This window comes from Staphylococcus sp. HMSC061G12 (assembly GCF_001838465.1).
GTDB classification, from domain to species: domain Bacteria; phylum Bacillota; class Bacilli; order Staphylococcales; family Staphylococcaceae; genus Staphylococcus; species Staphylococcus simulans.
Map to the genome: position 1 here is coordinate 1 of NZ_KV837057.1, position 26,662 is coordinate 26,662.

A 26,662-nucleotide genomic window follows, 5' to 3' on the forward strand; every position below is an offset into this window, starting at 1 on the left:
ATTTTGGACTGTATTTATGTCCCAGCCCCTTTTCCAAGAAACAACAATATATCATTATCTTAATTTTCCCTTCTATTTTATATTGGGGATAAAGCCAAAAAAGGAAAAAGCAAAGAAAAAAACACTTTACAAAGTGTAAAGTGTTTAATAATCAATAAAAGCCATCTATTAATTATAGTTTAACAACGTTTGCAGCTTGAGGACCGCGGTCGCCTTCAACTACTTCAAATTCTACTGATTGACCTTCTTCTAATGATTTGTAACCTTCTTGGTTAATTGCTGAGAAGTGTACGAATACATCGTTTTCTCCTTCAACTTCGATAAAACCGAATCCTTTTTCAGCGTTGAACCATTTAACTGTACCTTGTTTCATAATTTGTGAAACCTCCAAGACTAAAATTCAATATGCTTATTCGCATATTACAAAAAATACTTACGATAATTAGAGTATTGTAAAACCACAAAAGTAAATCTTGATATCTATATCATTCTAATCACTTTTCAACAGTCTTATGTATATGCTGCAGGTGGGTTAATAACTGTTCATGACTCAATATAAATCCTACGATACCACCCTTAGTTGCAGATCACGCAAAAGCAATGTTATCGGTATGTTCTATATGTGTTTGAGCTAAATATTCTTTGCAATATGGAATAAAACTATTGCTTAAAACCCATTATAGTGCATTCCCCATATCATTGCAATACAAATAGTAAAAAATAATTAGTCAATAATTGGGAGGTCGTAATATACTTCGTTATTATATAATACGATAAAGCTATAAAATATTTGCATATCTTCATCGCAATCTTCACAAAACCCCATATCACAATTATTGTAGAATGCATAAATGTTGTACTTACCTTTTATGAAATTATCAAACTTCATTTTAGACAAACAAATCAGTTCTCTGTATTTTTTAAGCATATCCTCATATTGTTCAAATTGAAATTGTTCATAGATATTATCGCGCCAATCATCGAACAACCACCATCCCTCATAGTCAGCTCTGATTATATTGACTGTCCACACTTTAAAATCCCCTTTTTAGAAAATCATTTCTCTTTATATTTTTAACTATTGAAGAGATAATTTCAAGAAATGTGTTTGTATTTATAGATATTGGGTTGTGTAGTAAATATTAGTTTTTTGCCCTGAAAATTCGTATAATAAAACAAAGAGGTGATCTTATGCAACGTAGAAAAATTCAAGTATTTGGACAAGTACAAGGTGTCGGATTCCGTTATTTTACTGAACGCCTTGCACAGAAATATCATATTACAGGAACAGTACAAAATGTTGAGCAATATGTAGAAATATATGCCCAAGGTGAAGAACAAGAACTCGAACAATTCACACAAGCGATAATCGAGGGTGCTTCCCCTGCTTCCAATGTCACAGACTACAACATTGAACATCTAGATACAGATTCATCTTTAGAAAGATTTAGAACTATTTAAAAAGGAAGATGTAAATTGAGATATTATATTTCTCGAATTTATGGAACACTTGTAGGTGTTCCAGCTGCTATTGTCGCTTGGCTCACAAGTATTTATGCATTCGATATATTATTTGTATATGATTTAGGAATCGGTATTGCAGCATTCTTTGCTTTTTACCTTCCTACTCAATTTTTCACATCCAAAAAATATTTAAATGAAATAGGATTAACACGAAGAGACTTTAGATTTGTGCGTCACCATTTAAATAATGCGCAAACAAAAGTTAGAAAACTACTAAAATCCTTTATCAACGTGCGATCAATAAAAGATTTCAAGCAAGTTAACGAAATTCATAGGTTAGCACGAACGATATATTTTACGGTGAGACAGCAACCACAAAAGTTCTTTATTGTTGATAGCTTTTTCTATTCGCACTTAGACAATGCGTTGAACTTGATTGAAAGCTATACAAGATTGGCAAAAATGCCAGCAAAATCTAAAGAAGAAAAACAAAAGTTAGAACAAACACGTATTACCTTAGATGAAGTTAAAAGAACTTTAGTTGCTGATTTAAAGCGATTAAATGAAGAAGACTATACACGTCTTGATGTTGAAATGGAAATGAATAAAATAGAGCAACAACGTCACTTACAAAGAAAGGAGCATGATTAATGGCTAACGAAAATGAAATGCCGACACATCCAGAGTTACAGAGCCAGATTTCAAATGACCAGACACTCATGGAGGCTAATAAAGATTTCACGCCAGAACAACAAAAGAAAATTCAAGAGTTGGCAAATCAGATTGAACCGATGAATTATGACTCACTGATGAAATTCGGTTCTAATGCACAATCTAGTATGTCGACTTTCGCACATAAAATGCTGACTGAAGTAAAGTCTAAAGATACAGGCCCTATCGGAGATACATTAAATCAATTAATGGTAAAACTTAAAGAAGTACAACCCGAAGACTTTAAACAAGAAAAAGATTCTTTCATAAAGAAAATTTTTAAACGCGCTAAAGCTTCTGCGAATGAAATTTTCTCAAGAATGCAATCAGTTGGCTCTCAAGTAGACCGTATTTCTGTTGAATTAAAAAATCATAAAGATGGATTGAACAGAGATATTCAATTATTAAACGGTCTATATGATCAAAATAAAGACTACTTTGAAGAACTTAATCTTTATATTGTAGCGGCACAAGAAAAGAAACAAGCAATCTTAGAACAAGAATTACCTGAGAAAAGACAAAAGGCATATGAATCAGGCAATCAAATGGATATTCAAGAAGTAGCTGATTTAGAACAATTTGCGGATCGTTTAGATAAACGTATCTACGATTTACAGTTATCTAGACAAATATCACTACAAACTGCACCACAAATTCGTATGATTCAAAATGTGAACCAAACACTTGCCGAAAAAATTCAAAGCTCCATTTTGACAAGTATTCCATTGTGGAAAAACCAAATGGCTATTGCGTTAACATTGATGCGTCAACGACAAGCAATGTCAGCCCAACGTGCAGTTACTGATACTACCAATGACCTGTTAACTGCGAACTCAGAGTTATTAAAACAAAATGCAGTGGATACAGCTGTTGAAAATGAACGTGGAATTGTTGATATTGAAACATTAAAATCAACACACGAGAATATTATTGAAACAGTTGAACAAACATTGCAAATTCAAGCTGAAGGTCGTGAAAAACGTCAACAAGCTGAACAAGAATTGCAACATTTAGAAGCGGATATGAAAGAACGCTTATTAACAATGAAAGAAAATAAAGTACAATAACAAACAAAAACGATTATCTCCCCTACCGTTTTGGTGAAAGATAATCGTTTTTTCTTTTGTATGATTGAACAATATTAATTTTTGGGTAAGTATAACGAGATAAGTTCAAAGGAGTCTGGTAACTAATGACACAACACTTCAATAAAGGTGTTTTGTTTTATCATCAAGCTGCAGGTCAAGGCAACCTGTATAAATCAATTGGACAAGTAACAGAAAGCTTAGTTCAAATGTGTGATGATTTAACAATTAAATTAAGTAAAGAAGAAGGAGATATTAAAAAGTTTTGTGATACTGTAGCACAAAATGATGACCATTCATATGATATCTTCTTTATCTTAGGCGGCGATGGTACAGTTAATGAGTTAGTAAACGGCGTCGTAAAAAATGAGTTGAATATTCCTATCGGCATTATTCCAGGCGGAACGTTTAATGATTTTGCTAAAACATTAAATTTGGCTGCTAGACCTGTACAAGCAGCACAACAATTGCTTGAAGCTAAAGTGAAATCTTTTGATGTATTAGATATTAATGGTCATATTGCGTTAAACTTTGCCGGAATCGGTATGATGGTAGAAAATGCAGAAAATGTAGATTCAAACAGTAAGAAAGTTTTTGGTAAGTTAAGTTATATCTTTACTACTTTAAAAGTAATTGCTGATCCTGAAACCTATAAATATGAAGTTAAAGCAAATGGTGAAAGTTATTCAGGAGAAACATCCATGATCCTCATCGCAAATGGTAATTTTGTCGGTGGAAGCAGAATTCCTTTAGAAGACTTATCCCCTTGCGATGGTAAAATGAATATCTTCCTATTCAAAAATCATAATATGAGTTTAATTAAGGATTTCTTCCACGTGAAAGACAGTATGAATTGGAATGATATCACTGAGAATATCACATTAGTATCCACTGATGAAGCAACTTTAGAAACGACTCCAAATACTAAAATGGACATTGATGGAGAAATATTATTTGATACGCCTGCTGAAATTAAATTGTTAAAAGACAAAGTAAAACTATTGTATGTAGATATAGAAAACGAATAAGCATAGAAAACGGGAGTGTACGTATGATTTGTACACTCCCGTTCTAGATTTATAGAATTATTCTTTTTCGTAAACGATTGGTTTTTGATTTTTTGCGCCTAAGCTGATTAAGTACCCGATAATTACAGCTACAATCGCAATTGGGAACCATTCTAGGCTGTTGCTAGCAAGTGGTAATTTGCTCCAAGCTCCAAAATGAATCCATTCTTTAGCAACCGCTACACTAATTAATGATGTAATTGTAATCACAATAATTGTAAATTGTTGGACGATTGGTTTCATTGGAACAAATCGTGCCATCAAAATTAATAATACAGTTGTAATTCCGATTGGATATAAAATCATCAATACTGGAATTGAAAGTTGAATAACTTGGTTTAAACCTAAGTTAGCAAGTACTAAACTGATACCAGTAAAGACTAATACATAAGCTTTGTAAGAGATTTTAGGGAAAATACTATTAAAGTATTGACTTACTGATACTACAAGTCCACATGCTGTTGTTAAACATGCAAGTGCAACGATAATACCTAATAAGTATTTACCAAACTCACCATAACCAGTTCCGGCAATTGTAGTCAGTAAGTATGTACCGACGTTTTGGTCATGTGCTGCTAAATCTTTTAATTTCTCTGGAGATACAACCATATGGTTACCGATATAACCTAGAGAAATATAAATGAACATTAAACCAGCTGCTGCAATTACACCTGCCATTGCTGTTTGTTTGAAGATTGTATCAGCATGTGTCACTCCTGTTGCTTTAACTGCATTTACTACAATCATAGAGAAAGCAATTGCGGCAATTGCATCCATTGTAAGGTAACCTTGTGTAAAACCTTGAGAGAAACCTGTTAATGTTGATGTATATGCTTCTGTACCATGGCTAGATGGATTACCACCGAAGTCCATAAATCCTTTGATAATCATAGCAATGATTGTAATCAACAATGCTGGCGTTAATAATGAACCGATACGGTCTACCATTTTACCAGGGCTCAAACAAAGATATAATACTACTGCGAAATAAACAACTGAGAAAATAAATAACGCAATTGGGCTGCTTGTATTAATGATCGGTGTAACAGTCATTTCAAATGATGTTGACGCTGTACGCGGAATTGCGAACAACGGTCCGATTGTTAAATAAATAGCCACTAGGAATACTACTGAGAAAATAGGTGATATTTTATTAAATGATCCGATATAACCTTGTTTATCTAAAGCACCTACTACCACACCTAATAACGGAAGCCCGATTCCCGTTAATACAAATGCGAGAATAGCTGGCCAGAAATAATGACCGCTATCTAGTCCTAAGTTTGGTGGGAAGATAAGGTTTCCGGCGCCAAAGAAGATGGCAAACAAGGTAAACCCGATAATCCATGTGTTTTTATTCATTTTGATGTGCTCCTTCTGTTACTATAAATCTTAAATATTGCTTTATTTTAGCATAATGCACTAGGAATTGCCATATAAACTTTCAGAAAATTTAAAAAGTATCACGCGAAATTTGTTACATAATCAGTGAAATATGTCATTTTACTAATTTTAAAACAAAATAATACGCATACAATCAACAAGATAATGTCTTATTGTGTTTTGTATGCGTATTGTATAAGGTCTTTAAACAGACTTCAATAATAGTTTTTTCAATAAAGGTGAAAGTTGACTCGGTAAGTTCTCAACACCTTCTACAAATAAAGCGTATTGTCCATAAATATTATGGATGGTACGTTCAATATCTTCAGTAATTTCTTCTTGACTTAAGAATACGTTAAATATCTCAACACCATATTTTCTAGCTTCTTCAACAGCTTCGTACGTGTCAATAATACCATCTTGATCATAATTATATGCTGAAGGTTCACCATCAGAAAAGATGATTAAAAATTGTTGGTGATGCGGTCTGCTTAATAAGCGTTCACTTGCAATTCTGATTGCGACACCATCCCTATTATCATCTTGTGGCGTTAATTCCATTATTCTAGCGCTGTCTTTTGAACCGATAGAATAATTATAATTGATAATTTCATCAATAATATTAGGTTGCGATTTGTCATCAGCATCAAATGCATCCTCATTAAATGCTAAAACTTCATGTTTTACATTCAGTTTTTTCAAGGTTTCATGGAATAATACGACACCTTTGATTGTTTCTTCCATTTTATCAATCATACTTGCTGATGCATCAACAAGTAACGTGAATGTCGCATCGAAGGAACGACTTAAATCTTGTTTTTTATAGAACATTTTATATTGGTCATCAATAAACCAATTGATTAAGTCTCTTTGTAAACGTCCTTTAGTCAGATTATGACGTTCATCAACTTGTTCACGTTCTATCGTTTTTTCAATGATTTGTGTTAAATCCTTGATTTCGTATTGTACTTCTCGTTCTACTTCGTGATATGCTGCACGATCCTCAGCTGTTATTTCCGGCACATTCCATTTAATTTCCACATTTTCATTGATACCTTTTAAGGCAAAAGGTTGTGATGAAGCACCTGTTTGGCCACCCGACTCATTATTTATGGTCTCATTTGATCCTTTACCCTTTTTAGTCATCATATCTGTCATATCATCAGAAGCATCACCTTCACGTGCGTTGTCATTATCACTGACAGCTTCACTGTTCTCGCCTTCATGGAGTTCCATTTCTAGGTAAGAACCACCTTGCGATTTAGAGTCTTGTGCTTTGGTGTCAGCTTCAGCTGTCTCGATGTCATCATCTTCATCTGTGTCATCTTTACCGTCAACATTTGCTGCATCCACACGTTTAAGGTCATCGAAAGTTTCAGCTTGGATTTCTTTATAAACTTTACGTGGAATGTAATAATACTCATTTAGCATGTCTTCATCTAATAAGTCATCAAGCTGATACATAATACGTTCAGCTAAGAACTTATTGTCTTCTGATGTGTAGTTCATAAAGAAATTAGGCAGATACATATACATACTTTGTAAGATTGGATCTAAATCAGGTCTAATACTAGGCACTTCATAAAAGTCTTCAGTTAATAGTGATTTCTCTAAATATAAGAAGATTAAATCAGTATAAGTTGTTTTTGTGCGATAAACACTGATTTGCGACTCAGTATAGTTAAGACGAATTTGTTTGCGCAAAGCGATTGCATCTTTCATACTTGGGCGAATTTTAACAATCGCATTCAGGACACGCATATCTTCTAATAGCTTGAAGACTTGTTTAAAGAAACTTGGATGTTTAAATTCTTGATTGTCTAATACTTCATTCACAATAAATTCATCCATTAATCGATAACCATAGGTCGCAAGTAAAACATCTGTCTTTAGTCCAGTAATTTCAATATGACTTGGACGGTGTGTCCAGAAGACACTAGCGATTAATTCATTTTCGATCGGATCATAATAAGGGAATTTTTGAATTTTGACATGCGTTTGATTATTTTCCAAAAGTAAGCGTGCAAGGTCTTGCAACATCATCACTTTTTTAGCGTCTAAGATTTCATCATTAAACTTGATAAATCGATTGGTCATAAAAATCCCTCACTAAAAGTTCAATTCTATTGCATTAATAATCGCTTGTTGTTCACGTTCATCTTCTAACTTGTCAATAATCGCACGTTGGATTGCACGTTCAATCGGCATGACTGTTGCTAAATCACTCATATCAATCAATGCACGGATACTTGCAGCTTCTTCAGAAATTTGCCCTTGTTTTGTCATAGTACGTAAGTCTTCATTAAATGCGACAATTTTTGAAATAAGTGCATCATCGTCTAAGCGGCTTTGTTCTTTAATAACTGTTTTTAATGTTTCGCCATCAATATAGTCTACATGAATAACAACGAAACGGTTTTTTAATGCTTCGTTCATCGGTAATGTACCTACATAACCTTCGTTAATTGCTGCAATGACATTAAAACCAGGTTTTGCTTTAATAATTTCACCAGTAAACGGATTTGTAAGACTGCGACGATAGTCTAGCACACCGTTTAAGATAGGAAGTGTTTCAGGTTTCGCCATATTGATTTCATCAATGTATAGAATGTGTCCTTCTTTCATCGCTTGGATAACAGGTCCATCAATAAAGACAATTTCTTGATTGCCATCTGGACTTGTTTGGATAGTTTTGAAACCTAGTAAACTTTCAGCATCTAAATCAACAGAACAATTGACTTGATGCATTGGAATATTAATATCTTCACTTAATGATTCTGCGAGTTTCGTTTTACCTGACCCTGTCGGTCCTTTTAATAAAATGTTTTTATTTAAGCGCATCATTGCATATGCGTCACCAAATACTGTTTTATCGGCATTAATATACTGATGTTGTGCCATTTAAAATTTCTCCTTTTCATACATCAAAAAATAGACCGAGGCACATCATTGTGCCCAAGTCCCTAATCGAATATTTAATTCAAATTGCTTATTAAACTTCTTTAAAATACTCTTTATAATAACCGCCAACTTTACCTGAGTTATCAATGATTTGATAATATTCTTCAGTTTCGTTAACGACATCGTATTGTTTTCCAATAGTCAACATATCAGATACTGTAAATTTTTTAGCGTCTGTATGCAGTACTTCTACCTTTTTAATTGGTTGTTTGTCTTTCCATTCTTCGTGTAACATATGTTCACAATCCTTTCTGTGCAGGTTATGCTTTTTCTAAAGTTAAGATGAATGACAATCCGCTATTTTCTGTAATACGAACTGATTCTGAATCTTGTTGTTCAAGTGTTTGATATGGAATGCCAATTGTTTCTAGCTGTTGGACCGCATTGCGGTATTCTTGTTTAGATTGCGTACTAAATTCGATTTGTTCGACCGAACCATATTCTGGTAAATTAATTGGTTCTGTAGCTTGGAAGATGTGTAATTCTCCACCTAAGCCGCCTTCTCCAATTCGAAATACTTGTACTTTAAAGTCATCATCTGTAGTCGGTGTGTATTCAGCAAAATGATCAAGGCCGAATACTTTAGATAAAATCGATGAAGTCAGCAACATTTCGTTAACTTGAACAATCACTGGTCCAAGTCCTTGGATTTGGTGAAGCGGATTCACCGTACCTTCATCGGTAGGCATACCTAATGGTACACCACTATTATTTTCATTAGAATAGATATCAAAGAATTGTCCGTTACCATCTTTAAATTCAAAATGTTTATTATTATTCATTTCAGTAACGTCACCATATTTGATTTCATTTTGGTCTAAAATTGATTGATACTCTTCTAATCCTAAATCTGATGGTGTTCTTAAACCGACACTTAAGACATGATTATTTTCTGTCGAATAGTTTGGTACTTCAATAAAGTGTATTCTTGTACCCGGACTTAAAAATGCATCACCAAAACGTACTGCATTTTTTGAACCTTGTCTTTCATAATTCAATCCTAAAATATCATGAAATAAATAAATTGATTGTTCTAGATTTCGAGTACCTATTGTGACACTTCGTAAACCTGCCATTTTACCCACACCTTCTTTTGTGATTTCTCATTCATTATAACTTAAATGAAGTGGTTTTTGTATGATGAAGTGTTCAATGAATGAATTCAGTCAAAATAAGGTATAGTAATAGTATATAGGATTAGAAAAGGCATGTTTGATCTGAAAATTTGGATCAAAGGAGATGATTAATAATGCTTACTTTCTGGATATTATTCGCTTTAACGATACTTGTAGCAGCGTACTCCGGTATTAACTACTTCACAGGTCGAATTAAAGAAAATGCGAAGTTTAAAAAGCAACATTTCGGAGTTTTATGTATCGTATTTGTCATCCTTGCGATTATAGAACTTGTCGTTTTCAATATGTTATAGAATTAAAAGCAGCGATGATTGATTTTAATGAGTTAAATCAATCACGCTGCTTATTTTTGTTTCTAAATTCAAAAATCAACATAAAAATACGACGGCAAAACTGCCGTCGTATTAAGGTTTGTAATATGATTTACTTTATAGATTAAGATTCTAATAATAAATCTTCAGGGCTTTCGATAAGCTCTTTGATTGTTTTCAAGAATCCTACTGCCTCTTTACCATCAATAATTCTGTGGTCGTAGCTTAAAGCAAGGTACATCATAGGACGGTTCTCAATTGTATCTTTATCAATCGCGATTGGACGCGTGATGATTGAGTGCATACCTAAAATAGCTGCTTGGCTTCCGTTAATGATTGGTGTAGACATCATTGAACCGAAGATACCACCGTTTGTGATAGTGAATGAACCGTTCATTAAATCACCAAGTGATAATTTGTTGTCGCGTGCTTTAACTGCTAAGTCTGCGATTGAACTTTCGATTTCTGCGAAGTTTTTCTTATCACAGTCACGTACGAATGGCACGATTAAACCATTATCTGTAGATACCGCAATACCGATATCATAGAATTGTTTAGTAATCATGTCTTGTCCATCAATTTCAGCATTCACTGCAGGGTATTTTTTCAATGCTGCAACGGCTGCTTTTGTGAAGAATGACATGAAACCTAATTTTGTTCCATCATGATCTTTGATAAATTGTTCTTTTTTACGTTTACGTAAGTTCATCACATTTGTCATGTCAACTTCGTTGAATGTAGTCAGCATTGCTGTGTTATTAGATACTTCTAATAATTTTTTAGCTGCTGTTTGTTTACGACGAGACATTTTTTCACGAATCACTGGTTTGTTTGGTGTGCTGCTTTGTGGTTTAGCTGGTGCTTCTGATTTCGCTGGCTCAGCTTGTTTTTGGTTACCTTGTTGTTGACGATCAATGTCATCTTTACGTACAACATCGTTACCTTTAGAAGAAACTTCTGCTAAGTCGATACCTTTTTCACGCGCATATTTACGTGCAGATGGTGTTGCATTGACGCGTTGGTCACTAGAAGCACTTTCTTTTTCTTCTGATTTGTCAGCTTCTGCTGGTTCAGATTTTGATTCTGATTTTTCTTCTGATTTGTCTTCAGATTTTGGTGCTTCTTCTTTTTTGTCATCAGATGAAGCTGAAGATGATGAACTGCCGCTGCCTTCCCCTACAGTTGCGATTGCTTGTCCTACTTCAACAGTATCACCAGGTTCTGCTAAGTGTTCTTGTAAAACACCTGCTTCTTCAGATACAACTTCAACGTTGACTTTATCTGTTTCTAATTCGACAACAGCTTCACCTTTGTCTACTGAATCACCTGGATTCTTCAACCATTCAGCTATTGTACCTTCTGTAATAGATTCTGCTAACTCTGGAACTACGATCTCAGACATACTAATTTCCCCCTAATTTTTGTTAAGACTCTCTTCGATAATAGATTTTTGAACGAGTTTATGATTTTCTCCGTCACCTTCAGCTGGCGCAGAACGTTTAATACGACCGCTATATTGCAATTCGTATTGATCGCTAGCGATATCACTTAAGTAAGGATATACGAACAACCAAGCACCTTGGTTTTGCGGTTCTTCTTGAACCCATGCAATTGTTTCAAGGTTTGGCAACTGATCAATAACTGCTTTGATTTCGTCAGCTGGGAATGGATATAAGCGTTCTACCGCAATCAATAAAATCGATTCATCCGGTTCTTTTTGCAGACGTTCCTTCAAATCAATAAACATTTTACCTGAAGCTAAAATCACTTTTTTGACTTTGCTTGCTTCATGCTCTTCTGGCAAGATAGGTTCGAAATGGCCTTGTGTAAATTTATCGATTGTGTCAGCTACAGTTTTATTTCTTAATAAACTTTTCGGTGACATGACAACTAGTGGACGCATTGCATCAGTATCCAAGCTTGCTGCTTGTGCACGTAATAAGTGGAAATAGTTACTAGAGCTAGATAAATTTACGACAGTCGCGTTATTCTCAGCTGAGAGTTGTAAGAAACGCTCTAATCTTGCTGATGAGTGTTCTGGACCTTGTCCTTCATATGAATGTGGTAAGAACAATGTTAGACCTGAGCGTTCGCCCCACTTCGCATAACTGCTGAATAAGAAGTTATCGAACATCATTTGTGCCATATTCGCAAAGTCGCCGTATTGAGCTTCCCAGATATTCATAGTACCCTTGTTTTCAACATTGTAACCGTATTCGAAGCCTACAACAGCTGCTTCAGATAACGGTGAGTTATGAACATCGAATGATGCACGTTGATTTGGTACATGTTGTAAAGGCACATATTCTTCGCCAGTATCAGGGTTATGCAATACCGCATGTCTGTGACTGAAAGTACCACGTTCACTGTCTTGACCTGTTAAACGAATTGGTGTGCCATCTTGCATGATTGTCGCAAATGCAAGTTGTTCAGCTTGTGCCCAATCTACTAAACCATCTTCTTTTTCAAATGGTTCTCTACGTTTTTCTAAAACTTTGTTCAGTTTTTTCAAGACTTCAAAACCTGTTGGATATGTTAATAATGCATCATTGATTGATTTCAATTCTTCGAAATCAAATTGACGATCATCAGGTTGAAGCGGTAAGTCAACATTGTCTGGTTTAGACATATCTTGTGTTGTTGTTTTATCATTTTTATCGATTTTATCATGTGCTGCACGTAGTTCTTTTTGAACATCATCTAAGATGTCATTCTTTTCATCCTCAGAGATAATGCCTTCTTCAACCAATTGGTCACCATAAATGTGATCTACAGTTGGATGCTTACGGATGGCATGATAAGGAATTGGGTTTGTAATAGATGGTTCATCCATTTCGTTATGACCATAACGACGGTAACCGACTAAATCGATAACAACATCTTTGTTGAACTCTTTTCTGAAGTCCATTGCAATATCAATTGCTTCAATTGTTGCTTCAACATTGTCTGCATTAACATGCATAATCGGTACATCATAACCTTTAGCAACATCTGTAGAATATGTTGTTGAGCGACCATCTTGTGGCTCTGTAGTGAAACCGATTCTGTTGTTAGTAATCAGATGCAATGAACCGCCTGTTGAATACCCCTCTAAGTTGCCTAAGTTCATTGTTTCAAAGTTGATACCTTGTCCTGGATAAGCAGCATCACCATGAATTAAAATCGGCATAGATTTGCTGAAATCTGTTTGTACTTTACCGCTTTGATGACGGTCATCTTGTACAGAACGTGTTTTACCTAATACAACCGGTGACACGATTTCTAAGTGACTTGGGTTGTTTGCTAATGAAATGCGTTGTTCTATACCATAAGTGTCTGTTGTTTTCGTACCGCCTAAGTGATATTTAACGTCACTTGTCCATGCTGAACCTGAAGTTAATTCTAGACTGCCGTCTTGTGGTAGGAACTTCATTGGATCAGTATGCATGAATTCAGAAATCATCATTTCATAAGGTTTTTCTAACACATGTGTTAAAACGTTGAGGCGTCCACGGTGTGCCATACCTATTTGAATATTTTGAATTTCTTCTTTAGCTGCACGACTTAAGATTTGTTGCAGCATTGGCACAAGGGTATCTACACCTTCAATAGAGAATCGCTTTGCCCCTACAAAGTTTTTATGAAGATATTTTTCGAAACCTTCAACATGTGCTAATGTCTTGAATAATTCTAGCTTTTGGCTTTTATTTAAGTTTGCTTTATATGGCGTTTCAATACGTCGCTTGAGCCAAGCGCGTTCTTTATTGTTGTTAATGTGTGTGTATTCAAAAGCAATCGGCCCTTTATAACGCTTTTCCATGCGTTGGATTGCTTCGTAGGCATTGTCATAAATATCAGAAAAATGATCTGACACAATGCCTGAAGAAATTTGTTCTAAATCTTCTTTTGTTAAATTGAAATCTTCAAGTGTCAATCTAGGAACATTTTTACGTTCTGGTCGATTGACTGGATAAATATCTGCCTGCAGATGCCCATATTGTCTGATGTTATCGATTAAACGCATAACTTGTTTAATTGTCATATCATCAGAACTTGATGAAGGTGCTGCAGCCACCTCTCTGTTGTCATTGTTAATTGTACTAAATAGAATTTGTAAATCTTCAGAGACAGAAGTTGGATCTTGTAGATATTGATCGTATAAATCAATAATTACCCCTAAGTTAGCTCCGAAATTTACAGGTGCTTCACTAACCTGTGTATATTTCGTCATATTACTCCCTCCACAATATATTGAAACGCTTACAAATAAATAATATCATTAAATGTTCACAAATTAAAGGGAGAATGACGATTTGATGGCATGAAAAAGAGCCGATATGACGGCTCTTTATACACATATATAACCTTAAATATAATATTGTACAATAATAGACGAATTATCATTAAAATGTAATTATACGTTGAAGGTAATTTTGAATGTTGTAAACGTATCAACTTCACTTTCAACTTGAATCGTACCGCCATGTAAATTCACTATATTTTGAGCAATCGATAATCCTAAACCATTACCTCCACGTTGTCTAGAACGTGATTTGTCTACGCGATAAAAACGGTCAAAGATAAAGTCTAAGTCTTTTTTAGGAATGCCTGAACCATGATCGGTAATTTCAATAGTTGCTTGTCTATTTTTAAGTGCAGTACAAATTTCTATTCTTTTCTCTCTTGTATCATATTTAATCGCATTATCCAAAAAGATAAGTAATACTTGTTCAAGTTGATAACGATTAATATTCAGCCATATTGGTTTCACTGACGGTGTAAATGTAAAACTATAATCAGGATGTAATTGTTTGAGAGATTTTAGTCTAGATTTAATCTCGTCATTCACATCAACAGGTTCTACATCTAAAGCATCCTTATAGGTTGATTCTTTCGTTAATAGTAACAACTCTTCTACTAACTTGGTAATACGATTCATTTCTTCGATTGTTATATCTAATGATTCTTCTAAAATTGCTGGGTCTTTCTTACCCCATCGTTGGATAAGATTTAAGTGACCTTGAATGATTTGAAGCGGTGTTCTCAGTTCGTGTGAAGCATCTTCTACGAACTGGCGTTGTTGATCAAATAGTTCTTCAATTTGAATCATCATATCGTTGAATGTATCAATCAAGTCAGTTGTTTCATCGTATTCAGTCGGTAGTTCTAACTTTTCCTGGAAACCATCTCTACGGATTTTACGCATTTTGTTAGCCATAATTGTAATAGGTTTTGCGATTTGTGCAGAAAAGATATAACTGATAGTGGCAGTAATAATAATGGCAATAATACCAAATAACACCGATAAGATGATTAATGAATGCATAACACTATCATAACTTGCGAGCGAATGGATAATCACAGAATAACCATGAAACTTTTCAGTTTCGACTGGATGAGAAACGATTAAAAAGTTTGCATCTTTAATACGTTGCACGTAAACACTGTGATACTGAGAAGGTTCAATACCTTTTGTGCTATTAATAAAATCACTCATAGTCGATGTTTCGGTTATCTTTTGTTTGTCATTATCAAACAGAATCACTTTTTGGAAATTACCGAGTGATGCGTTTAAATCTAAAGGTTTAATATCAACCAAAGATTTCGTCGCAAGTAAAGCAGAAACGTTATCAGCACTTTTTTCTGCATCATTAATTTCACTGTCTCTTAAAGTGATGCTCAAAAAGTAAATGATGACTAAGCTGAAAATGAAAACAATCAAAAACGTAATACTCGTAGTAATTAGCATCCATTGAGTTTTTAATTTTCGTTGCTTCATTTGCGTATCACATAACCGACACCACGTACTGTTTCGATTACCTTTTCTTTACCAAACGGTTTCAATTTATTTCTCAGATAACGAATATAAACATCCACTACATTGGTTTCTACTTCGCTGTCATAACCCCAAACATGATTTAATATTTGTTCACGTTGTAAGACATGATTTAAGTTTTCAGAAAGCAATTGCAACAAGTCATATTCGGTTTTAGTTAATTCAACCTCTTGACCATCAATCGTAACACGAAAGGCTTCTTTATTAATTTGAATGCCTTTAATATCGATGATGTCTTTAGCTGGTTGACGTCTTAATGTTGCACGAATACGTGCTAATAGTTCTTCGATATCGAATGGCTTTACGATATAATCATCTGCACCATAATCTAAACCTGCTACTTTATCGTATGTATCACCTTTTGCTGTGATGATAATAATTGGAGTAGATTTGACTTCACGTATTCTCTTACATATTTCTAAACCATCCATATGTGGCAACATCAAATCGAGTAAGTACAGATCATATTCTTTTTTTAATGCTGTTTCTAATCCTTCTGCACCATCATTTTCAATATCAACTTCATAATTCTCATGTACTAATTCTAATTCAATGAATCGAGCTAAGTTTTGCTCATCTTCTACGATTAATATTTTTGTCATTGAAAGCACCTCAATCATGATTTTATCATAATCAAAACGTTTAAGAACGAATGAAACGAATCAAATGATTAATTGTGACAAAAATATGGAGTTGAATAAAAAAGTGAAATTATTTTTGATTTCTAATTGACAACCATTCTCAATCATGTATAATATTAATTGAAAATGATTATCAATCACAAATGAGACATCCCCCCACATTTCGTTCTTAATTGGATTGGTCATTTTCGATTTATCCCCTTTTATATATGCCCGTAAATACTGACGTTACACTAAAAGTAACGTGACATACTTAACCGATTCTCAATTAAGCAGAATCGGTTTTTTTCTATTATAAATTAAAAAAAGCGAGATTAAGCAGCACTTAATCTCACTTTAATTCTCATTTAGCAAAGGCTTTGAATTTACCTTTGAACAATAATGATACAGATAAAATACATACAGCACCTGCAAGTACACCTGCAATGACATCAGTAGGATAGTGTACACCTAAATAAATTCTAGACATACAAATCATCGCAATCATGAAGATGCAGAATGAAGTCATCATCACACGTGGTGTCCCGTGTAAGTAATGGCTTGAAATTGCAATCAAGCTACCGAAGAAAGATGTAGAACCTTGCGCGTGACCACTTGGGAAACTATAGCCGCCAATTTCTACAAGTCTTAATTTAGTAGGACGCTCTCTATCAATTGTGTTTTTCATAATTGGATTAGAGATACTTGAAACTGCCATCACAATCGCAAAGAATAAAGCTTCTATTTGCATTTTACGCATTAATAAAAATGCGACAACACAAAGTGAAAGGCAGATCATTGACCATACTTCGCCTATCCAAGTTGCACCCATAAAAATACTAGTTGTAATGATGCTGTGTGAGGCATAAATAAAATCATAGACTTCTGTATCAATCCAATTACCGATTCTATTTTGATGGAACACAGCAATCGCGCTGAATATCAATGTAAATACTAGAATCAGTGAAATTCTTTTAGCTCGACTCAACTCAGCTTTCCCTCGTTTCCTTTTGGTTTGTATCTTTAAGAATCTTGTCTAATAAATCTTCTTTAGTAAATAGCTGGTGATAGTTCGACATTTGTTGTTCAATAGTTGAACGATTATTTTCAATCTCTTTTAACGCATCCATGAATTTTTGTTGAGAAGCTTCATCTTCTGGTAATGTTTGCGCATACCCTTTAGATTGGAAATATTTTGCATTATCAATCTGATCGCCACGAGACTGGTCTAATCCTAATGGAATCAGCAACATAGGAATGTTTAATGTTAAGAATTCATAGATTGCATTAGCACCTGCTCGGCTGACTACCATGTCTGTAATCGCGAGTAAATCTGTTAATTCACTCGTCACAAATTCAAATTGACGATAGCCATCTTTTTGAATAGTTGAATCAAGTAGTCCTTTACCAGTTAGATGAATGATTTGATAATCTTTTAATAATTCGTCAAGATTGCGTCGAATTAAATCATTAATCGTTTTACTGCCTAAACTGCCGCCCATGACTAATAACACTTTTTTCTCAGCGTTAAATCCTGTCAGTTGATAACCTTTTTCTTTGTTACCCTGTTTTAAATCATCTCTAACAGTTGCACCGACAAAATCTGCTTTTGCTTTTGGCAGATATTTTAATGTATCTTCAAATGTTGTATAGATTTTATTTGCGAATTTTAGAGAAATTTTATTCGCAAGACCTGGAGTGATATCTGATTCGTGAATAATCACCGGGATATTTAATGAACGTGCCGCGATGACTACAGGTACAGATACAAATCCTCCCTTAGAAAAAAGTAAATCTGGTTTTTGTTTCTTTAAGATTTTACGTGCGTCTAAAATTCCTTTGAGTACTTTAAATACATCCTTGATATTTTCAAATGATAAATATCTGCGTAACTTCCCGCTGGATATCGGGAAATACGGTGTATTTGGTAATTGTGATGAAATCATATCTTTTTCAATTCCATTTTTAGAACCTACATAAAAAGTTTGGTAACCTCTTTCATTCGCAATTGGAATCAAACTTAAATTGACTGAAACATGTCCGACTGTTCCGCCGCCAGTAAATGCAATTTTCGTCATGATAAATACCTCTATTCTTATTTTAAAATTCTATAATAGGCATAGAATGATTCTTCCTTATCGTAAGGAGGATAATTTAAATTGGCTTCGCCTGCTTTATGAAAACCAAATTTTTCAAATAAGTTTTGCGCGCGTTGATTCGCAGCATACGTATCAGTGAGTAACACATCAACGCCGTGATCTAACGCGCGTTCAACAGCAAAGTTAAACAATGCTGTTGCTGCGCCTTTATAATTAGCAGAACCTGCAAGTCTATGAATGACATAAGCATTGGTTCTATCTATCGGCCATTCTAGTTCATCATACCATTTTGATTGATTTTGGTCGATAACAATATAACCATAAATTGTATTCTCCTCTTCTAATACAAATAATGATTTATTTGTAATATCTTCCTCAAAATGCTCTAGTAATGGATAGGCTTCATCCCATTGTGGATTATTATCTTCTGCCATAATTTTTTTGGCTTCTTCTGTCAATGCGGCTACCGCATTTAAATCTTCTTGTGATGCGTTTCTGATCATAAATTGTGCCCCTTTATTTTAATTTTTTGATTAAAGTATCTAACATTTCATCATCTTTATTCGCTTTATCTACTAACTTTTCTGCGAATTTTTGATTCGTTTCTTTATCAAATTTGCCTGTTACTGGTAATTGATTATCTTTTTGGAAATCTTCAACTGCAGATTTGAGTTTTGCATCATAGTCATTGTTTTCTTTTCCAACTTGATAATCCAAAGCTTTTAAACCAATTTTTATAGATTTGACATTTTTATCTTGATCGCCTTCTTTAAACACTTTGTCATCAGGAATCATTGATAATGATTGATACTTAGGAGATGCAATTTCGACATCTGGTTTGATTCCTTTACCATGGATATAAGTACCGTGTGGTGTTAACCATTTCATTTCAGTATATTTTAATAACGAACCATCTGAGTATTCTTGTGTGGTTTGTACAATACCTTTACCAAATGTCTTTTCACCATAAACCTTCGCTTTATTATAGTCTTTCATTGCACCAGTAAAGACTTCAGAAGCACTGGCTGAACCTTCATTGACAAGGATAGATACTTTCATATCTTTTGCTTCTTTTAATGGATCGGTCGGAGTATTCACCGATTCTATTTCTTTCCCTTTTTGCAACTTCACAACCGGTTTATTTTTATCGATGAAGATATTCGACATTTTAACGGCTTCATTTAATAATCCGCCTGGATTATTACGTAAATCTAATACAATTTTTCGTATGCCTTGTTTATGTGCTTTCATAATATTAGTTTTCAATTCAGCGGCTGTATCTTCTTGGAATTTATTAATCGTGAAGACACCAACATCGCCTTCTTTTTTGTATTCAACACTTTTAACGTGGATTTTTTCTCTTTTGATTTTAATGTTTTGCTCTTGGTTGGCACGCTTAATAGTTAACGTAACTTCAGTACCTTCTTTACCACGTACCATTTTGACTACTTCTGTCAGTGACTTACCTTTAATAGATTTCCCATCTACTTTAGTTAAAACATCTTTGGGTTGTACACCTGCTTTTTCTGCAGGAGATCCTTTCATGGGGCTGGTTACACTGATTTCTTTATTACGTTGCTGCATTTCAGCGCCGATACCTACGAAATCACCTGAAACGTCTTCATTAAATGATTTGGTTTCATCTTTTGTCATATATTGTGAATAAGGATCTTTTAATGATTTAACCATACCGTTAATGGCAGCTTCAGATAATTTTTCTGAATCTTGTTTTTTATAGTAATCATTGGCTAATGTTTGATATGTACTTTCAACTTTACTGAATGATTTTCTTTGTGAGTCGTCTAGCCCTGAAAATTTGTGTGCTATCGCGATTGTCGCAAAGACTGTAAGGATAATTGTTAACAACAATGCGAGTATACTAAATGTGATGAATTTCCATCTTTTAATTTTAAAAAACTTAGGTGCCTTTTTTGAGTCTTGTTCATCTGAAGGTTGATTAGTTTCATCATTATGTTGTGTCACTCGGATATGCCCCTTTCTTAAATTACGTTGATGTGCATAAATAAGTTCTAGTTTGAATGGATAATTCATTTTACCAAATTCAGCACGTTCATCAACTTATATATGGCTATATAAAAAATAAAAAGGGCTGGTGCCTCACACCAACCCTACGTCAAAAATTTAAAATTTTAACCATTCCTGATATTCATCAAATAAGTCATCAAATACATACATTGGTGAACTGATAGAAGCTTCAGTCTCTATATAGTCTGACAATGTATGAAAGTCTGACTCATGTTTTGGAAAAGCTAAATCATCAAAAATCTGTTCTGCTAATTGACCTTTTCATCAGGTCTGCCTCGCACAGTAAGCGCAAATTGATAAAATGAATAATCTTTCATTAACCCATTGTCACATCAATTACTTTTGTTTCACTTTTAACTAATTGATCTTGCGGGTGGATATCGATTTTATCTGCTTGATCTGTATTAGTAATAATAATTGGTGAAATGACTGATTTAGCGTTATTTCCAATATAGTCTAAATCAAATTCAACTAGTGGATCTCCAACTTTTACTGTATCGCCGCTTTCAACCAATACATTGAATCCTTCACCATCTAATTGAACTGTATCTAGACCGATGTGAATTAATAATTCTAAACCGTTATCAGCTTTTAAACCTAACGCATGTTTAGTTGGGAAGATATTATCAACTTTACCTTCAATTGGTGAAACAACGACACCTTCGCTTGGATTAACACCAAAGCCATCACCCATCATTTTTTGCGCAAATACTGGGTCTGGAATATCTTCGATTTTAACGTATTCACCAGAAATCGGTGCATAAACCTCGATTGACTTATCTACTTTATCCTCTTTGCCAAATAATTTTTTAAACATATTATTTCTCTCCTTGGTTCTTGAAATGTGGAATCAAATCACCATATCCAAGTTCTTCTAATTTATCATAAGGAATAAATTGTACAGCAGCTGAATTGATACAATATCTTAATCCGCCTGTTTCTTTTGGTCCATCATTGAAAACGTGACCTAAATGGCTGTTTTCAGAACGTACTTCAGTTCTTACCATACCAAATGACTTATCTACAAGTTCAATGATATCATCGTCACTTAGAGCTTTAGAGAAGCTTGGCCAACCACAATCAGAATGAAATTTTTCTTCTGAAGTGAATAGTGGTTTACCTGAAAGTTTATCGATATAGATACCTTTTTCGAAATGATTCCAATATTCATTTTGGAAAGGAGGTTCTGTACCATTTTCTTGAGTAACAAGATATTCCATATCTGTTAATTCATTTTTACTTTTTTTAAGCATTTTGCTCCCCCCAATGTCTTTCTATAAAGTCTTTTCTTCCTGAACCTTTTTGATACTGTTCATAATGCATTGGATTCTTTTTATAATAATCTTGATGATAAGATTCTGCCGGGTAAAAGTTTTTATATGGTTTTACCGGTGTAATCACAGGTTTATTAAAAATCATTTGTTCGTTTAACTGCTGGATTTTAGATTGTGCAGCTTTTTCTTGTTCTTCGTCATGGTAGAAAATGACCGGTTGGTAACTTTCACCGCGATCGAAGAATTGTCCACCATTATCTGTTGGATCGAACGTCTTGAAATAAACATCTAATATATTTTCAAATGAAGTGATTTCAGGATCATATTCAATTTGTACTGCTTCAACATGTCCTGTTGTGTTCGTACATACTTCTTCATAAGTTGGATTTTCTACGTGGCCGCCACTGTATCCTGAGACAATATTCTTAATACCAGGATAAGATGTGAATGGTTTTACCATACACCAGAAACAACCGCCAGCTAATGTTGCATATGCCAAAATATTACCTCCATTCGGCGTTTAGTCAATTCTAAATTTATCATGACTGCACTTTATTTTCTATTAGTTTGCTTTAACCCGATGATTTTCATGAGAATTATCGATTATTGACGCAAGACAACGAATCCTACTGCACCTTGTCCAGTATGTGTTGAAATAACTGGTGTTGTCGTATTGATTTCAACTTCAGTATTATTTTCTTCAATCGCAAATTGTTGTTTAAACTTATCTACAAAATCTAATGCATTTGCATGAGCTAAGCCGATTTTTTTAATCGAATGATTTTCAATGAACTGAGCAAGCTCTTTTTTAATAATTTGAATACTCGACTTTTGTGTACGTGCATTATGAAGGATTTTGATTTGTCCATCATCAAGAATGCCCACTGGTTTTAAACGCATCATATTACCTATCATACCTTTAGCTTTACCGATACGTCCGCCTTTAATCAGTTGGTTTAATTGGCCAATCACTACAAAGAGTTTGATATTGCTTTGTAAATGTTTTAATTTTTTAAGAATTTCTTCTGTTGATAACCCTTCGTTATTCCATTCAACAATATGTTCCAGTTGGAAACCAAGGCCGAATGAAATGGATTTTGAATCAATAACTGTAACTTTTGAATCAGTCATTTGACTAGCTTGATACGCAGTTTGATACGTACCGCTTAATCCAGATGTCATATGAATACTAATGATTTCTGAGCCGTCTTTTCCTAATTCATCGTACATTTCAATAAATTTACCAATAGGAGGTTGGCTGGTTTTGATATCTACATCTTCTTCTATTAACTCAATTACACGTTCAGAAGAAATGTCTTGTTGGTCGATATAAGATTTGCCTTCAATCGTTAAATTAAGAGGAATCACATGAACATCGTGCTCTTTTAGATATGATTGAGGTAAATCTGTTGTTGAGTCTGTGACAATTTTTTTACGCATTTCCATACCTCCTATTACTTTTTACGAACAAGATGTAAGAACGTGTGCGGAATTTTATTGCGTTCATCTTGTTCTCCTTTAACTGAAGATTCAACTTCCCAATCTTCAAAAGTATAAGGTGGGAAGAACGTATCTCCTTGGTATTTATCTTCAATGACAGTGATGTACATGTCATCTACTTTATCGATAAATTCTTCAAACAATGCTTGGCCGCCGAAAATGAAGACATGGCCAGGCAAATCATAAATATCCTCAAAATTGTGTATGACATCTACACCTTCAGGATGAAAAGATTCATCACGTGTTAAAACGACGTTACGTCTGTTTGGAAGCGGTTTGCCGATAGATTCATATGTTTTACGGCCCATTACGAGTGTATTGCCAGTACTTAATTTTTTGACATGTTTTAAATCATTAGGCAAATGCCATGGTAGTTGGTTATCCTTACCGATTACTCTGTTTTGATCATGCGCAACAAGAATAGAAAGCGTCATATTCTTATCCCCTTTCAAAAATTCTAATTGTTTTTATACTGCGATAGGTGCTTTAATACCTGGGTGTGATTGATAATTTACAATCTCCAAGTCTTCATATTGAATATCAAAAATTGAACGATCTGTATTGATTTTTAATTGAGGTGGTTCGTAACTTGAACGACTTAATTGTTTTTTAACCGCATCGATATGATTAGAATAGATATGTGCATCACCGATCGTATGCACAAACTCACCGACTTCTAAGCCGCATTCTTTTGCTACTAAATGTGTTAGTAAACTATAACTTGCGATATTAAATGGAACTCCTAAAAATACATCTGCACTACGTTGATATAATTGGCAACTTAGTTTGCCGTCTTGTACATAAAACTGGAACATCGTATGACATGGCGGTAATGCCATCGTATCAATTTCTGCTGGGTTCCATGCAGATACGATGTGACGTCTAGATGTAGGGTGAGTTTTGATTTGTTCGATGACTGTAGCAAGTTGATCATAATGTTGACCATCTGCACCAACCCAATCTCGCCATTGCTTACCATATACATTCCCTAAATTGCCGTGTTTTTGCGCAAAATCATCATCGTTTAGAATGCGTGATTTAAATTTTTCCATTTCTTGTTGGTAAACTTCGTTGAATGCTTCATCTTGTAATGCACGATGTGCGAAATTCGTCATGTCCGGACCATGATAATCTTCTGATTCAACATAGTTTTCAAATGCCCATTCATTCCAAATATTATTGTTGTATTCTAGTAAATATTTGATATTTGTGTCGCCTTTCATAAACCAAATCAGCTCAGTCGCAATCAACTTAAAGAATACTTTTTTAGTTGTTAATAAAGGGAAGCCTTTACTTAAGTCATAGCGTGATTGATGACCGAATTTTGAAATGGTACCAGTACGTGTACGATCATCGCGTTCGTTCCCGATAGCTAAAATTTCCTTACATAGGTCATGATATGCTTCGTCGAATGAATTCATACCTATCTCCTCCTCAAATCGTATGTATCTCCAATTATAAAAAATGGGACAATTGATGGACTGAGTCAGCCATCAAATATTGTCCCGTACCTTCGATTATGAAATCAATTCAAATTGATTAACAGTTTTCATCAAACATATCTTTGATATCCATACAGATATCTTGAATATCGCGTCCCTCAATATATTCACGAGGCATAAAATGTTTTAATTCTGTACCTTTAAATAAAGCGAAAGAAGGACTTGAAGGTACTTGTTGTATGAACTCTCTCATTTCTTGTGTTGCTTCTTTATCTTGACCTGCAAAGACAGTTACTTTGTGATCAGGCTTTTTATCATTTTGCTCAGCAACTGCTACAGCTGCTGGACGAGCTAATCCAGCTGCACAACCACATACTGAATTAATAACAACAAATGTAGTTTCCTCAGCACCTACATTGTCCATATATTGATCAACTGCTTCTGCAGTTTCTAAACTTTCAAAACCATTTTGTGTTAACTCGCTACGCATACCTTGTGCGAGTTCTTGCATATATGCTTCATATGGATTCATAATATACACTCCTTGTTCATTTATAGTTTATTTTACATGAAATAATCAGAAATGTAATCTAATTAATTTGTTGATTCATCCTAATTCCGCTTATTTATTACGGTTAGCAATTTGTTTCCAAACAGATCCTAGTGCTTCGTCACCTTTTTCAATACGAGAGATGGCCATTTGAATCTGTAACTTCACTTCGTAAGCGTCATCATCTTCATGTGCTTTCAAAGCTGGTAATTGTGCTTCGCCACCTTCATCAAAAATAAACATCGCGGCACGCCAACGCACAATCTTTTGTGGATCATCTAAAGCTTTCTCCATTTCTGGTAAAGCTGCTTTAAATCCTAAATCACTTAATCCATCTCCGGCAGTTCGGCGTACACCAGGATTTTTATCCTGTAAACCTTGGTACATATATGGAAGAACTGACTCATCTTCTACCATACTTGCTAGCACAATAGCTTCGCGTCGAATTGGAATTTTAGGATGATTTAATGCAGTTTCGATAAGAGGATAATCTTCTTTGGTTGGTGTCGGGAAAGATTTCAACATTCTAAGTTGTGCTTTCCAATCTTCTGCCGCATTAAATTCATCAACTGTCACATGTTGATAGTGTGCTGTTGGAACCACAATATCCGTATTTAATGCTTCTTGTTTTAATTCATTAAGTTTATTTTCAGGATATAGTGCGACAAGTTCTTCTTCAACATTATCCATAACTTCTTCTAGTTCGCCATAACGCGTACCTAAATCTTCCCACTTACGCATAAATACTACATTGTCATCATCTTTTTGTGCTGCTAGCATTGTATCGACAAAGTAGTCTGGTAATTGTCTGCGTTCTTCATCCTTAGTAGTAGTGAGTTTAATCTGATACGGGATACCTTTAAATTTGAGCACTTCCGCTTTAATTTCGCCGAAATGTTCATCAGGTGCAGGTGTATCATTTGTTTCAGTTTCAGATTCATTACTAATTGCAGCTGTAATATTAGGCAGTAATGCCTCCCAATCTGCTTTTGGTACTTTATCCACAGCTAAAAAGTCGATGACATGGAAAATGGATTTAACACCTTCAACCTCTAAAAGTCTATTGATAAAATCAGGTTGGCCTTCTTTTACTTTTGTATAGGTGGAGGATTGATTGTCCTCTCTTTTCTTATTCAATACCACTTTCATGGTATTCGGACTTGGTGTCGGTTCAATACGAACGATTTCCATCAAAATA

At 34.4% G+C, this 26,662-nt stretch carries 28 protein-coding genes and 1 pseudogene; 5 read left to right on the plus strand and 24 right to left on the minus strand.

Annotated elements, in window-relative coordinates; genetic code table 11:
• Positions 1-172: 172 nt before the first annotated feature.
• Both cspA and msaA read right to left on the minus strand, forming a co-directional pair.
• On the minus strand, positions 173-373 hold the full coding sequence (gene cspA / locus HMPREF2937_RS04405) for a cold shock protein CspA (RefSeq protein WP_001831260.1): 201 nt from the start codon (positions 371-373) through the stop codon (positions 173-175).
• Between the two features lie 351 nt (positions 374-724).
• Positions 725-1,033, minus strand: a complete 309-nt coding sequence (gene msaA / locus HMPREF2937_RS04410) for a regulatory protein MsaA (protein WP_023015218.1) — start codon at positions 1,031-1,033, stop codon at positions 725-727.
• A 158-nt stretch (positions 1,034-1,191) separates the two neighbouring features.
• On the opposite strand from msaA, the gene HMPREF2937_RS04415 reads away from it, so the two are divergent.
• The 4 genes from HMPREF2937_RS04415 to HMPREF2937_RS04430 all read left to right on the plus strand — a co-directional run bounded on the left by HMPREF2937_RS04415 (position 1,192) and on the right by HMPREF2937_RS04430 (position 4,288).
• On the plus strand, positions 1,192-1,461 hold the full coding sequence (locus HMPREF2937_RS04415) for an acylphosphatase (protein ID WP_002480918.1): 270 nt from the start codon (positions 1,192-1,194) through the stop codon (positions 1,459-1,461).
• Positions 1,462-1,476: 15 nt separating this feature from the next.
• Positions 1,477-2,115 carry a 5-bromo-4-chloroindolyl phosphate hydrolysis family protein gene (locus HMPREF2937_RS04420; protein WP_002480919.1) on the plus strand — a complete coding sequence of 213 codons (639 nt, stop codon included), beginning with the start codon at positions 1,477-1,479 and terminating at the stop codon, positions 2,113-2,115.
• A complete protein-coding gene (locus tag HMPREF2937_RS04425) occupies positions 2,115-3,242 on the plus strand; it encodes a toxic anion resistance protein (RefSeq protein ID WP_070864112.1) in 1,128 nt (375 codons plus the stop codon). The genes HMPREF2937_RS04420 and HMPREF2937_RS04425 overlap by 1 nt, the downstream gene beginning before the upstream one ends.
• Before the next feature lie 125 nt (positions 3,243-3,367).
• Positions 3,368-4,288, plus strand: coding sequence for a diacylglycerol/lipid kinase family protein (locus tag HMPREF2937_RS04430; RefSeq protein ID WP_002480921.1), 921 nt, complete (start codon positions 3,368-3,370; stop codon positions 4,286-4,288).
• Positions 4,289-4,345: 57 nt separating this feature from the next.
• On the opposite strand, the gene brnQ is transcribed toward HMPREF2937_RS04430, so the two are convergent.
• The 5 genes from brnQ to HMPREF2937_RS04455 form a co-directional block, all read right to left on the minus strand.
• Complete coding sequence (gene brnQ, locus HMPREF2937_RS04435) at positions 4,346-5,689, minus strand: branched-chain amino acid-like transporter carrier protein BrnQ3 (RefSeq protein WP_070848377.1); 1,344 nt, start codon at positions 5,687-5,689, stop codon at positions 4,346-4,348.
• 225 nt (positions 5,690-5,914) lie between these two features.
• Positions 5,915-7,807 (minus strand): vWA domain-containing protein, encoded by a 1,893-nt coding sequence (locus tag HMPREF2937_RS04440; RefSeq protein WP_070864113.1) that lies wholly within the window; start codon positions 7,805-7,807, stop codon positions 5,915-5,917.
• Positions 7,808-7,819: 12 nt separating this feature from the next.
• Positions 7,820-8,611 (minus strand): ATP-binding protein, encoded by a 792-nt coding sequence (locus HMPREF2937_RS04445; RefSeq protein WP_002480924.1) that lies wholly within the window; start codon positions 8,609-8,611, stop codon positions 7,820-7,822.
• A 91-nt stretch (positions 8,612-8,702) separates the two neighbouring features.
• Positions 8,703-8,906: a DUF6501 family protein gene (locus HMPREF2937_RS04450; protein WP_002480925.1), complete on the minus strand. Its 204-nt coding sequence runs from the start codon at positions 8,904-8,906 to the stop codon at positions 8,703-8,705.
• A gap of 25 nt (positions 8,907-8,931) precedes the next feature.
• On the minus strand, positions 8,932-9,747 hold the full coding sequence (locus tag HMPREF2937_RS04455) for a VOC family protein (protein WP_002480926.1): 816 nt from the start codon (positions 9,745-9,747) through the stop codon (positions 8,932-8,934).
• A gap of 173 nt (positions 9,748-9,920) precedes the next feature.
• Here HMPREF2937_RS04455 and HMPREF2937_RS04460 point away from each other — a divergent pair, with 173 nt between their 5' ends.
• Positions 9,921-10,100, plus strand: coding sequence for a hypothetical protein (locus HMPREF2937_RS04460; RefSeq protein WP_002480927.1), 180 nt, complete (start codon positions 9,921-9,923; stop codon positions 10,098-10,100).
• 142 nt (positions 10,101-10,242) lie between these two features.
• Here the strand turns inward: HMPREF2937_RS04460 and sucB are convergent, their stop codons facing one another.
• From sucB to HMPREF2937_RS04540, 17 genes and pseudogenes are all read right to left on the minus strand, one after another.
• Positions 10,243-11,520: a dihydrolipoyllysine-residue succinyltransferase gene (gene sucB, locus HMPREF2937_RS04465; RefSeq protein ID WP_070864114.1), complete on the minus strand. Its 1,278-nt coding sequence runs from the start codon at positions 11,518-11,520 to the stop codon at positions 10,243-10,245.
• A gap of 12 nt (positions 11,521-11,532) precedes the next feature.
• Positions 11,533-14,328, minus strand: a complete 2,796-nt coding sequence (locus tag HMPREF2937_RS04470; RefSeq protein ID WP_057510512.1) for a 2-oxoglutarate dehydrogenase E1 component — start codon at positions 14,326-14,328, stop codon at positions 11,533-11,535.
• A 183-nt stretch (positions 14,329-14,511) separates the two neighbouring features.
• The gene (locus HMPREF2937_RS04475; protein ID WP_023015211.1) at positions 14,512-15,876 is read right to left on the minus strand and encodes a HAMP domain-containing histidine kinase; all 1,365 of its coding nucleotides are present in this window, start codon (positions 15,874-15,876) and stop codon (positions 14,512-14,514) included.
• A complete protein-coding gene (locus tag HMPREF2937_RS04480) occupies positions 15,873-16,535 on the minus strand; it encodes a response regulator transcription factor (RefSeq protein ID WP_002480931.1) in 663 nt (220 codons plus the stop codon). The genes HMPREF2937_RS04475 and HMPREF2937_RS04480 overlap by 4 nt, the downstream gene beginning before the upstream one ends.
• A 382-nt stretch (positions 16,536-16,917) precedes the next feature.
• The gene (locus tag HMPREF2937_RS04485) at positions 16,918-17,541 is read right to left on the minus strand and encodes a phosphatase PAP2 family protein (protein WP_002480932.1); all 624 of its coding nucleotides are present in this window, start codon (positions 17,539-17,541) and stop codon (positions 16,918-16,920) included.
• A gap of 1 nt (position 17,542) precedes the next feature.
• Positions 17,543-18,631, minus strand: coding sequence for an undecaprenyldiphospho-muramoylpentapeptide beta-N-acetylglucosaminyltransferase (locus tag HMPREF2937_RS04490; protein ID WP_070848373.1), 1,089 nt, complete (start codon positions 18,629-18,631; stop codon positions 17,543-17,545).
• 17 nt (positions 18,632-18,648) lie between these two features.
• Positions 18,649-19,155: a GNAT family N-acetyltransferase gene (locus tag HMPREF2937_RS04495; protein ID WP_002480934.1), complete on the minus strand. Its 507-nt coding sequence runs from the start codon at positions 19,153-19,155 to the stop codon at positions 18,649-18,651.
• Between the two features lie 13 nt (positions 19,156-19,168).
• Positions 19,169-20,704, minus strand: coding sequence for a S41 family peptidase (locus tag HMPREF2937_RS04500; protein ID WP_142351404.1), 1,536 nt, complete (start codon positions 20,702-20,704; stop codon positions 19,169-19,171).
• A 90-nt stretch (positions 20,705-20,794) separates the two neighbouring features.
• Positions 20,795-21,015, minus strand: a pseudogene (locus HMPREF2937_RS13245) (YozE family protein).
• Entirely contained in the window at positions 21,015-21,515 is a 501-nt protein-coding gene (locus HMPREF2937_RS04505) for a PTS sugar transporter subunit IIA (RefSeq protein WP_002480937.1), read from the minus strand. The pseudogene HMPREF2937_RS13245 and the gene HMPREF2937_RS04505 overlap by 1 nt, the downstream one beginning before the upstream one ends.
• A gap of 1 nt (position 21,516) precedes the next feature.
• Positions 21,517-21,951: a peptide-methionine (R)-S-oxide reductase MsrB gene (msrB, locus tag HMPREF2937_RS04510; RefSeq protein WP_002480938.1), complete on the minus strand. Its 435-nt coding sequence runs from the start codon at positions 21,949-21,951 to the stop codon at positions 21,517-21,519.
• Entirely contained in the window at positions 21,944-22,471 is a 528-nt protein-coding gene (gene msrA, locus HMPREF2937_RS04515; protein WP_002480939.1) for a peptide-methionine (S)-S-oxide reductase MsrA, read from the minus strand. The genes msrB and msrA overlap by 8 nt, the downstream gene beginning before the upstream one ends.
• Positions 22,472-22,575: 104 nt before the next feature.
• Complete coding sequence (locus HMPREF2937_RS04520; RefSeq protein ID WP_002480940.1) at positions 22,576-23,412, minus strand: DegV family protein; 837 nt, start codon at positions 23,410-23,412, stop codon at positions 22,576-22,578.
• 14 nt (positions 23,413-23,426) lie between these two features.
• A complete protein-coding gene (locus HMPREF2937_RS04525; protein ID WP_002480941.1) occupies positions 23,427-23,906 on the minus strand; it encodes a dihydrofolate reductase in 480 nt (159 codons plus the stop codon).
• 33 nt (positions 23,907-23,939) lie between these two features.
• Positions 23,940-24,893: a thymidylate synthase gene (locus HMPREF2937_RS04530; protein ID WP_002480942.1), complete on the minus strand. Its 954-nt coding sequence runs from the start codon at positions 24,891-24,893 to the stop codon at positions 23,940-23,942.
• 118 nt (positions 24,894-25,011) lie between these two features.
• Complete coding sequence (brxA, locus tag HMPREF2937_RS04535) at positions 25,012-25,446, minus strand: bacilliredoxin BrxA (RefSeq protein ID WP_002480943.1); 435 nt, start codon at positions 25,444-25,446, stop codon at positions 25,012-25,014.
• A gap of 90 nt (positions 25,447-25,536) precedes the next feature.
• The gene (locus tag HMPREF2937_RS04540; RefSeq protein WP_070848371.1) at positions 25,537-26,655 is read right to left on the minus strand and encodes a conserved virulence factor C family protein; all 1,119 of its coding nucleotides are present in this window, start codon (positions 26,653-26,655) and stop codon (positions 25,537-25,539) included.
• Between the last annotated feature and the right edge of the window lie 7 nt (positions 26,656-26,662).

Excerpts from the sequence above, each read along its gene's own strand:
- cspA (WP_001831260.1), bottom strand. The coding sequence starts at position 373 with ATGAAACAAGGTACAGTTAAATGGTTCAACGCTGAAAAAGGATTCGGT.
- HMPREF2937_RS04415 (WP_002480918.1), top strand. The coding sequence starts at position 1,192 with ATGCAACGTAGAAAAATTCAAGTATTTGGACAAGTACAAGGTGTCGGA.
- HMPREF2937_RS04425 (WP_070864112.1), top strand. The coding sequence starts at position 2,115 with ATGGCTAACGAAAATGAAATGCCGACACATCCAGAGTTACAGAGCCAG.
- HMPREF2937_RS04430 (WP_002480921.1), top strand. The coding sequence starts at position 3,368 with ATGACACAACACTTCAATAAAGGTGTTTTGTTTTATCATCAAGCTGCA.
- brnQ (WP_070848377.1), bottom strand. The coding sequence starts at position 5,689 with ATGAATAAAAACACATGGATTATCGGGTTTACCTTGTTTGCCATCTTC.
- HMPREF2937_RS04440 (WP_070864113.1), bottom strand. The coding sequence starts at position 7,807 with ATGACCAATCGATTTATCAAGTTTAATGATGAAATCTTAGACGCTAAA.
- HMPREF2937_RS04445 (WP_002480924.1), bottom strand. The coding sequence starts at position 8,611 with ATGGCACAACATCAGTATATTAATGCCGATAAAACAGTATTTGGTGAC.
- HMPREF2937_RS04450 (WP_002480925.1), bottom strand. The coding sequence starts at position 8,906 with ATGTTACACGAAGAATGGAAAGACAAACAACCAATTAAAAAGGTAGAA.
- HMPREF2937_RS04455 (WP_002480926.1), bottom strand. The coding sequence starts at position 9,747 with ATGGCAGGTTTACGAAGTGTCACAATAGGTACTCGAAATCTAGAACAA.
- HMPREF2937_RS04460 (WP_002480927.1), top strand. The coding sequence starts at position 9,921 with ATGCTTACTTTCTGGATATTATTCGCTTTAACGATACTTGTAGCAGCG.
- sucB (WP_070864114.1), bottom strand. The coding sequence starts at position 11,520 with ATGTCTGAGATCGTAGTTCCAGAGTTAGCAGAATCTATTACAGAAGGT.
- HMPREF2937_RS04470 (WP_057510512.1), bottom strand. The coding sequence starts at position 14,328 with ATGACGAAATATACACAGGTTAGTGAAGCACCTGTAAATTTCGGAGCT.
- HMPREF2937_RS04475 (WP_023015211.1), bottom strand. The coding sequence starts at position 15,876 with ATGAAGCAACGAAAATTAAAAACTCAATGGATGCTAATTACTACGAGT.
- HMPREF2937_RS04480 (WP_002480931.1), bottom strand. The coding sequence starts at position 16,535 with ATGACAAAAATATTAATCGTAGAAGATGAGCAAAACTTAGCTCGATTC.
- HMPREF2937_RS04490 (WP_070848373.1), bottom strand. The coding sequence starts at position 18,631 with ATGACGAAAATTGCATTTACTGGCGGCGGAACAGTCGGACATGTTTCA.
- HMPREF2937_RS04495 (WP_002480934.1), bottom strand. The coding sequence starts at position 19,155 with ATGATCAGAAACGCATCACAAGAAGATTTAAATGCGGTAGCCGCATTG.
- HMPREF2937_RS04500 (WP_142351404.1), bottom strand. The coding sequence starts at position 20,704 with ATGAATTATCCATTCAAACTAGAACTTATTTATGCACATCAACGTAAT.
- HMPREF2937_RS04505 (WP_002480937.1), bottom strand. The coding sequence starts at position 21,515 with ATGTTTAAAAAATTATTTGGCAAAGAGGATAAAGTAGATAAGTCAATC.
- msrB (WP_002480938.1), bottom strand. The coding sequence starts at position 21,951 with ATGCTTAAAAAAAGTAAAAATGAATTAACAGATATGGAATATCTTGTT.
- HMPREF2937_RS04520 (WP_002480940.1), bottom strand. The coding sequence starts at position 23,412 with ATGCGTAAAAAAATTGTCACAGACTCAACAACAGATTTACCTCAATCA.
- HMPREF2937_RS04525 (WP_002480941.1), bottom strand. The coding sequence starts at position 23,906 with ATGACGCTTTCTATTCTTGTTGCGCATGATCAAAACAGAGTAATCGGT.
- HMPREF2937_RS04530 (WP_002480942.1), bottom strand. The coding sequence starts at position 24,893 with ATGAATTCATTCGACGAAGCATATCATGACCTATGTAAGGAAATTTTA.
- brxA (WP_002480943.1), bottom strand. The coding sequence starts at position 25,446 with ATGAATCCATATGAAGCATATATGCAAGAACTCGCACAAGGTATGCGT.
- HMPREF2937_RS04540 (WP_070848371.1), bottom strand. The coding sequence starts at position 26,655 with ATGGAAATCGTTCGTATTGAACCGACACCAAGTCCGAATACCATGAAA.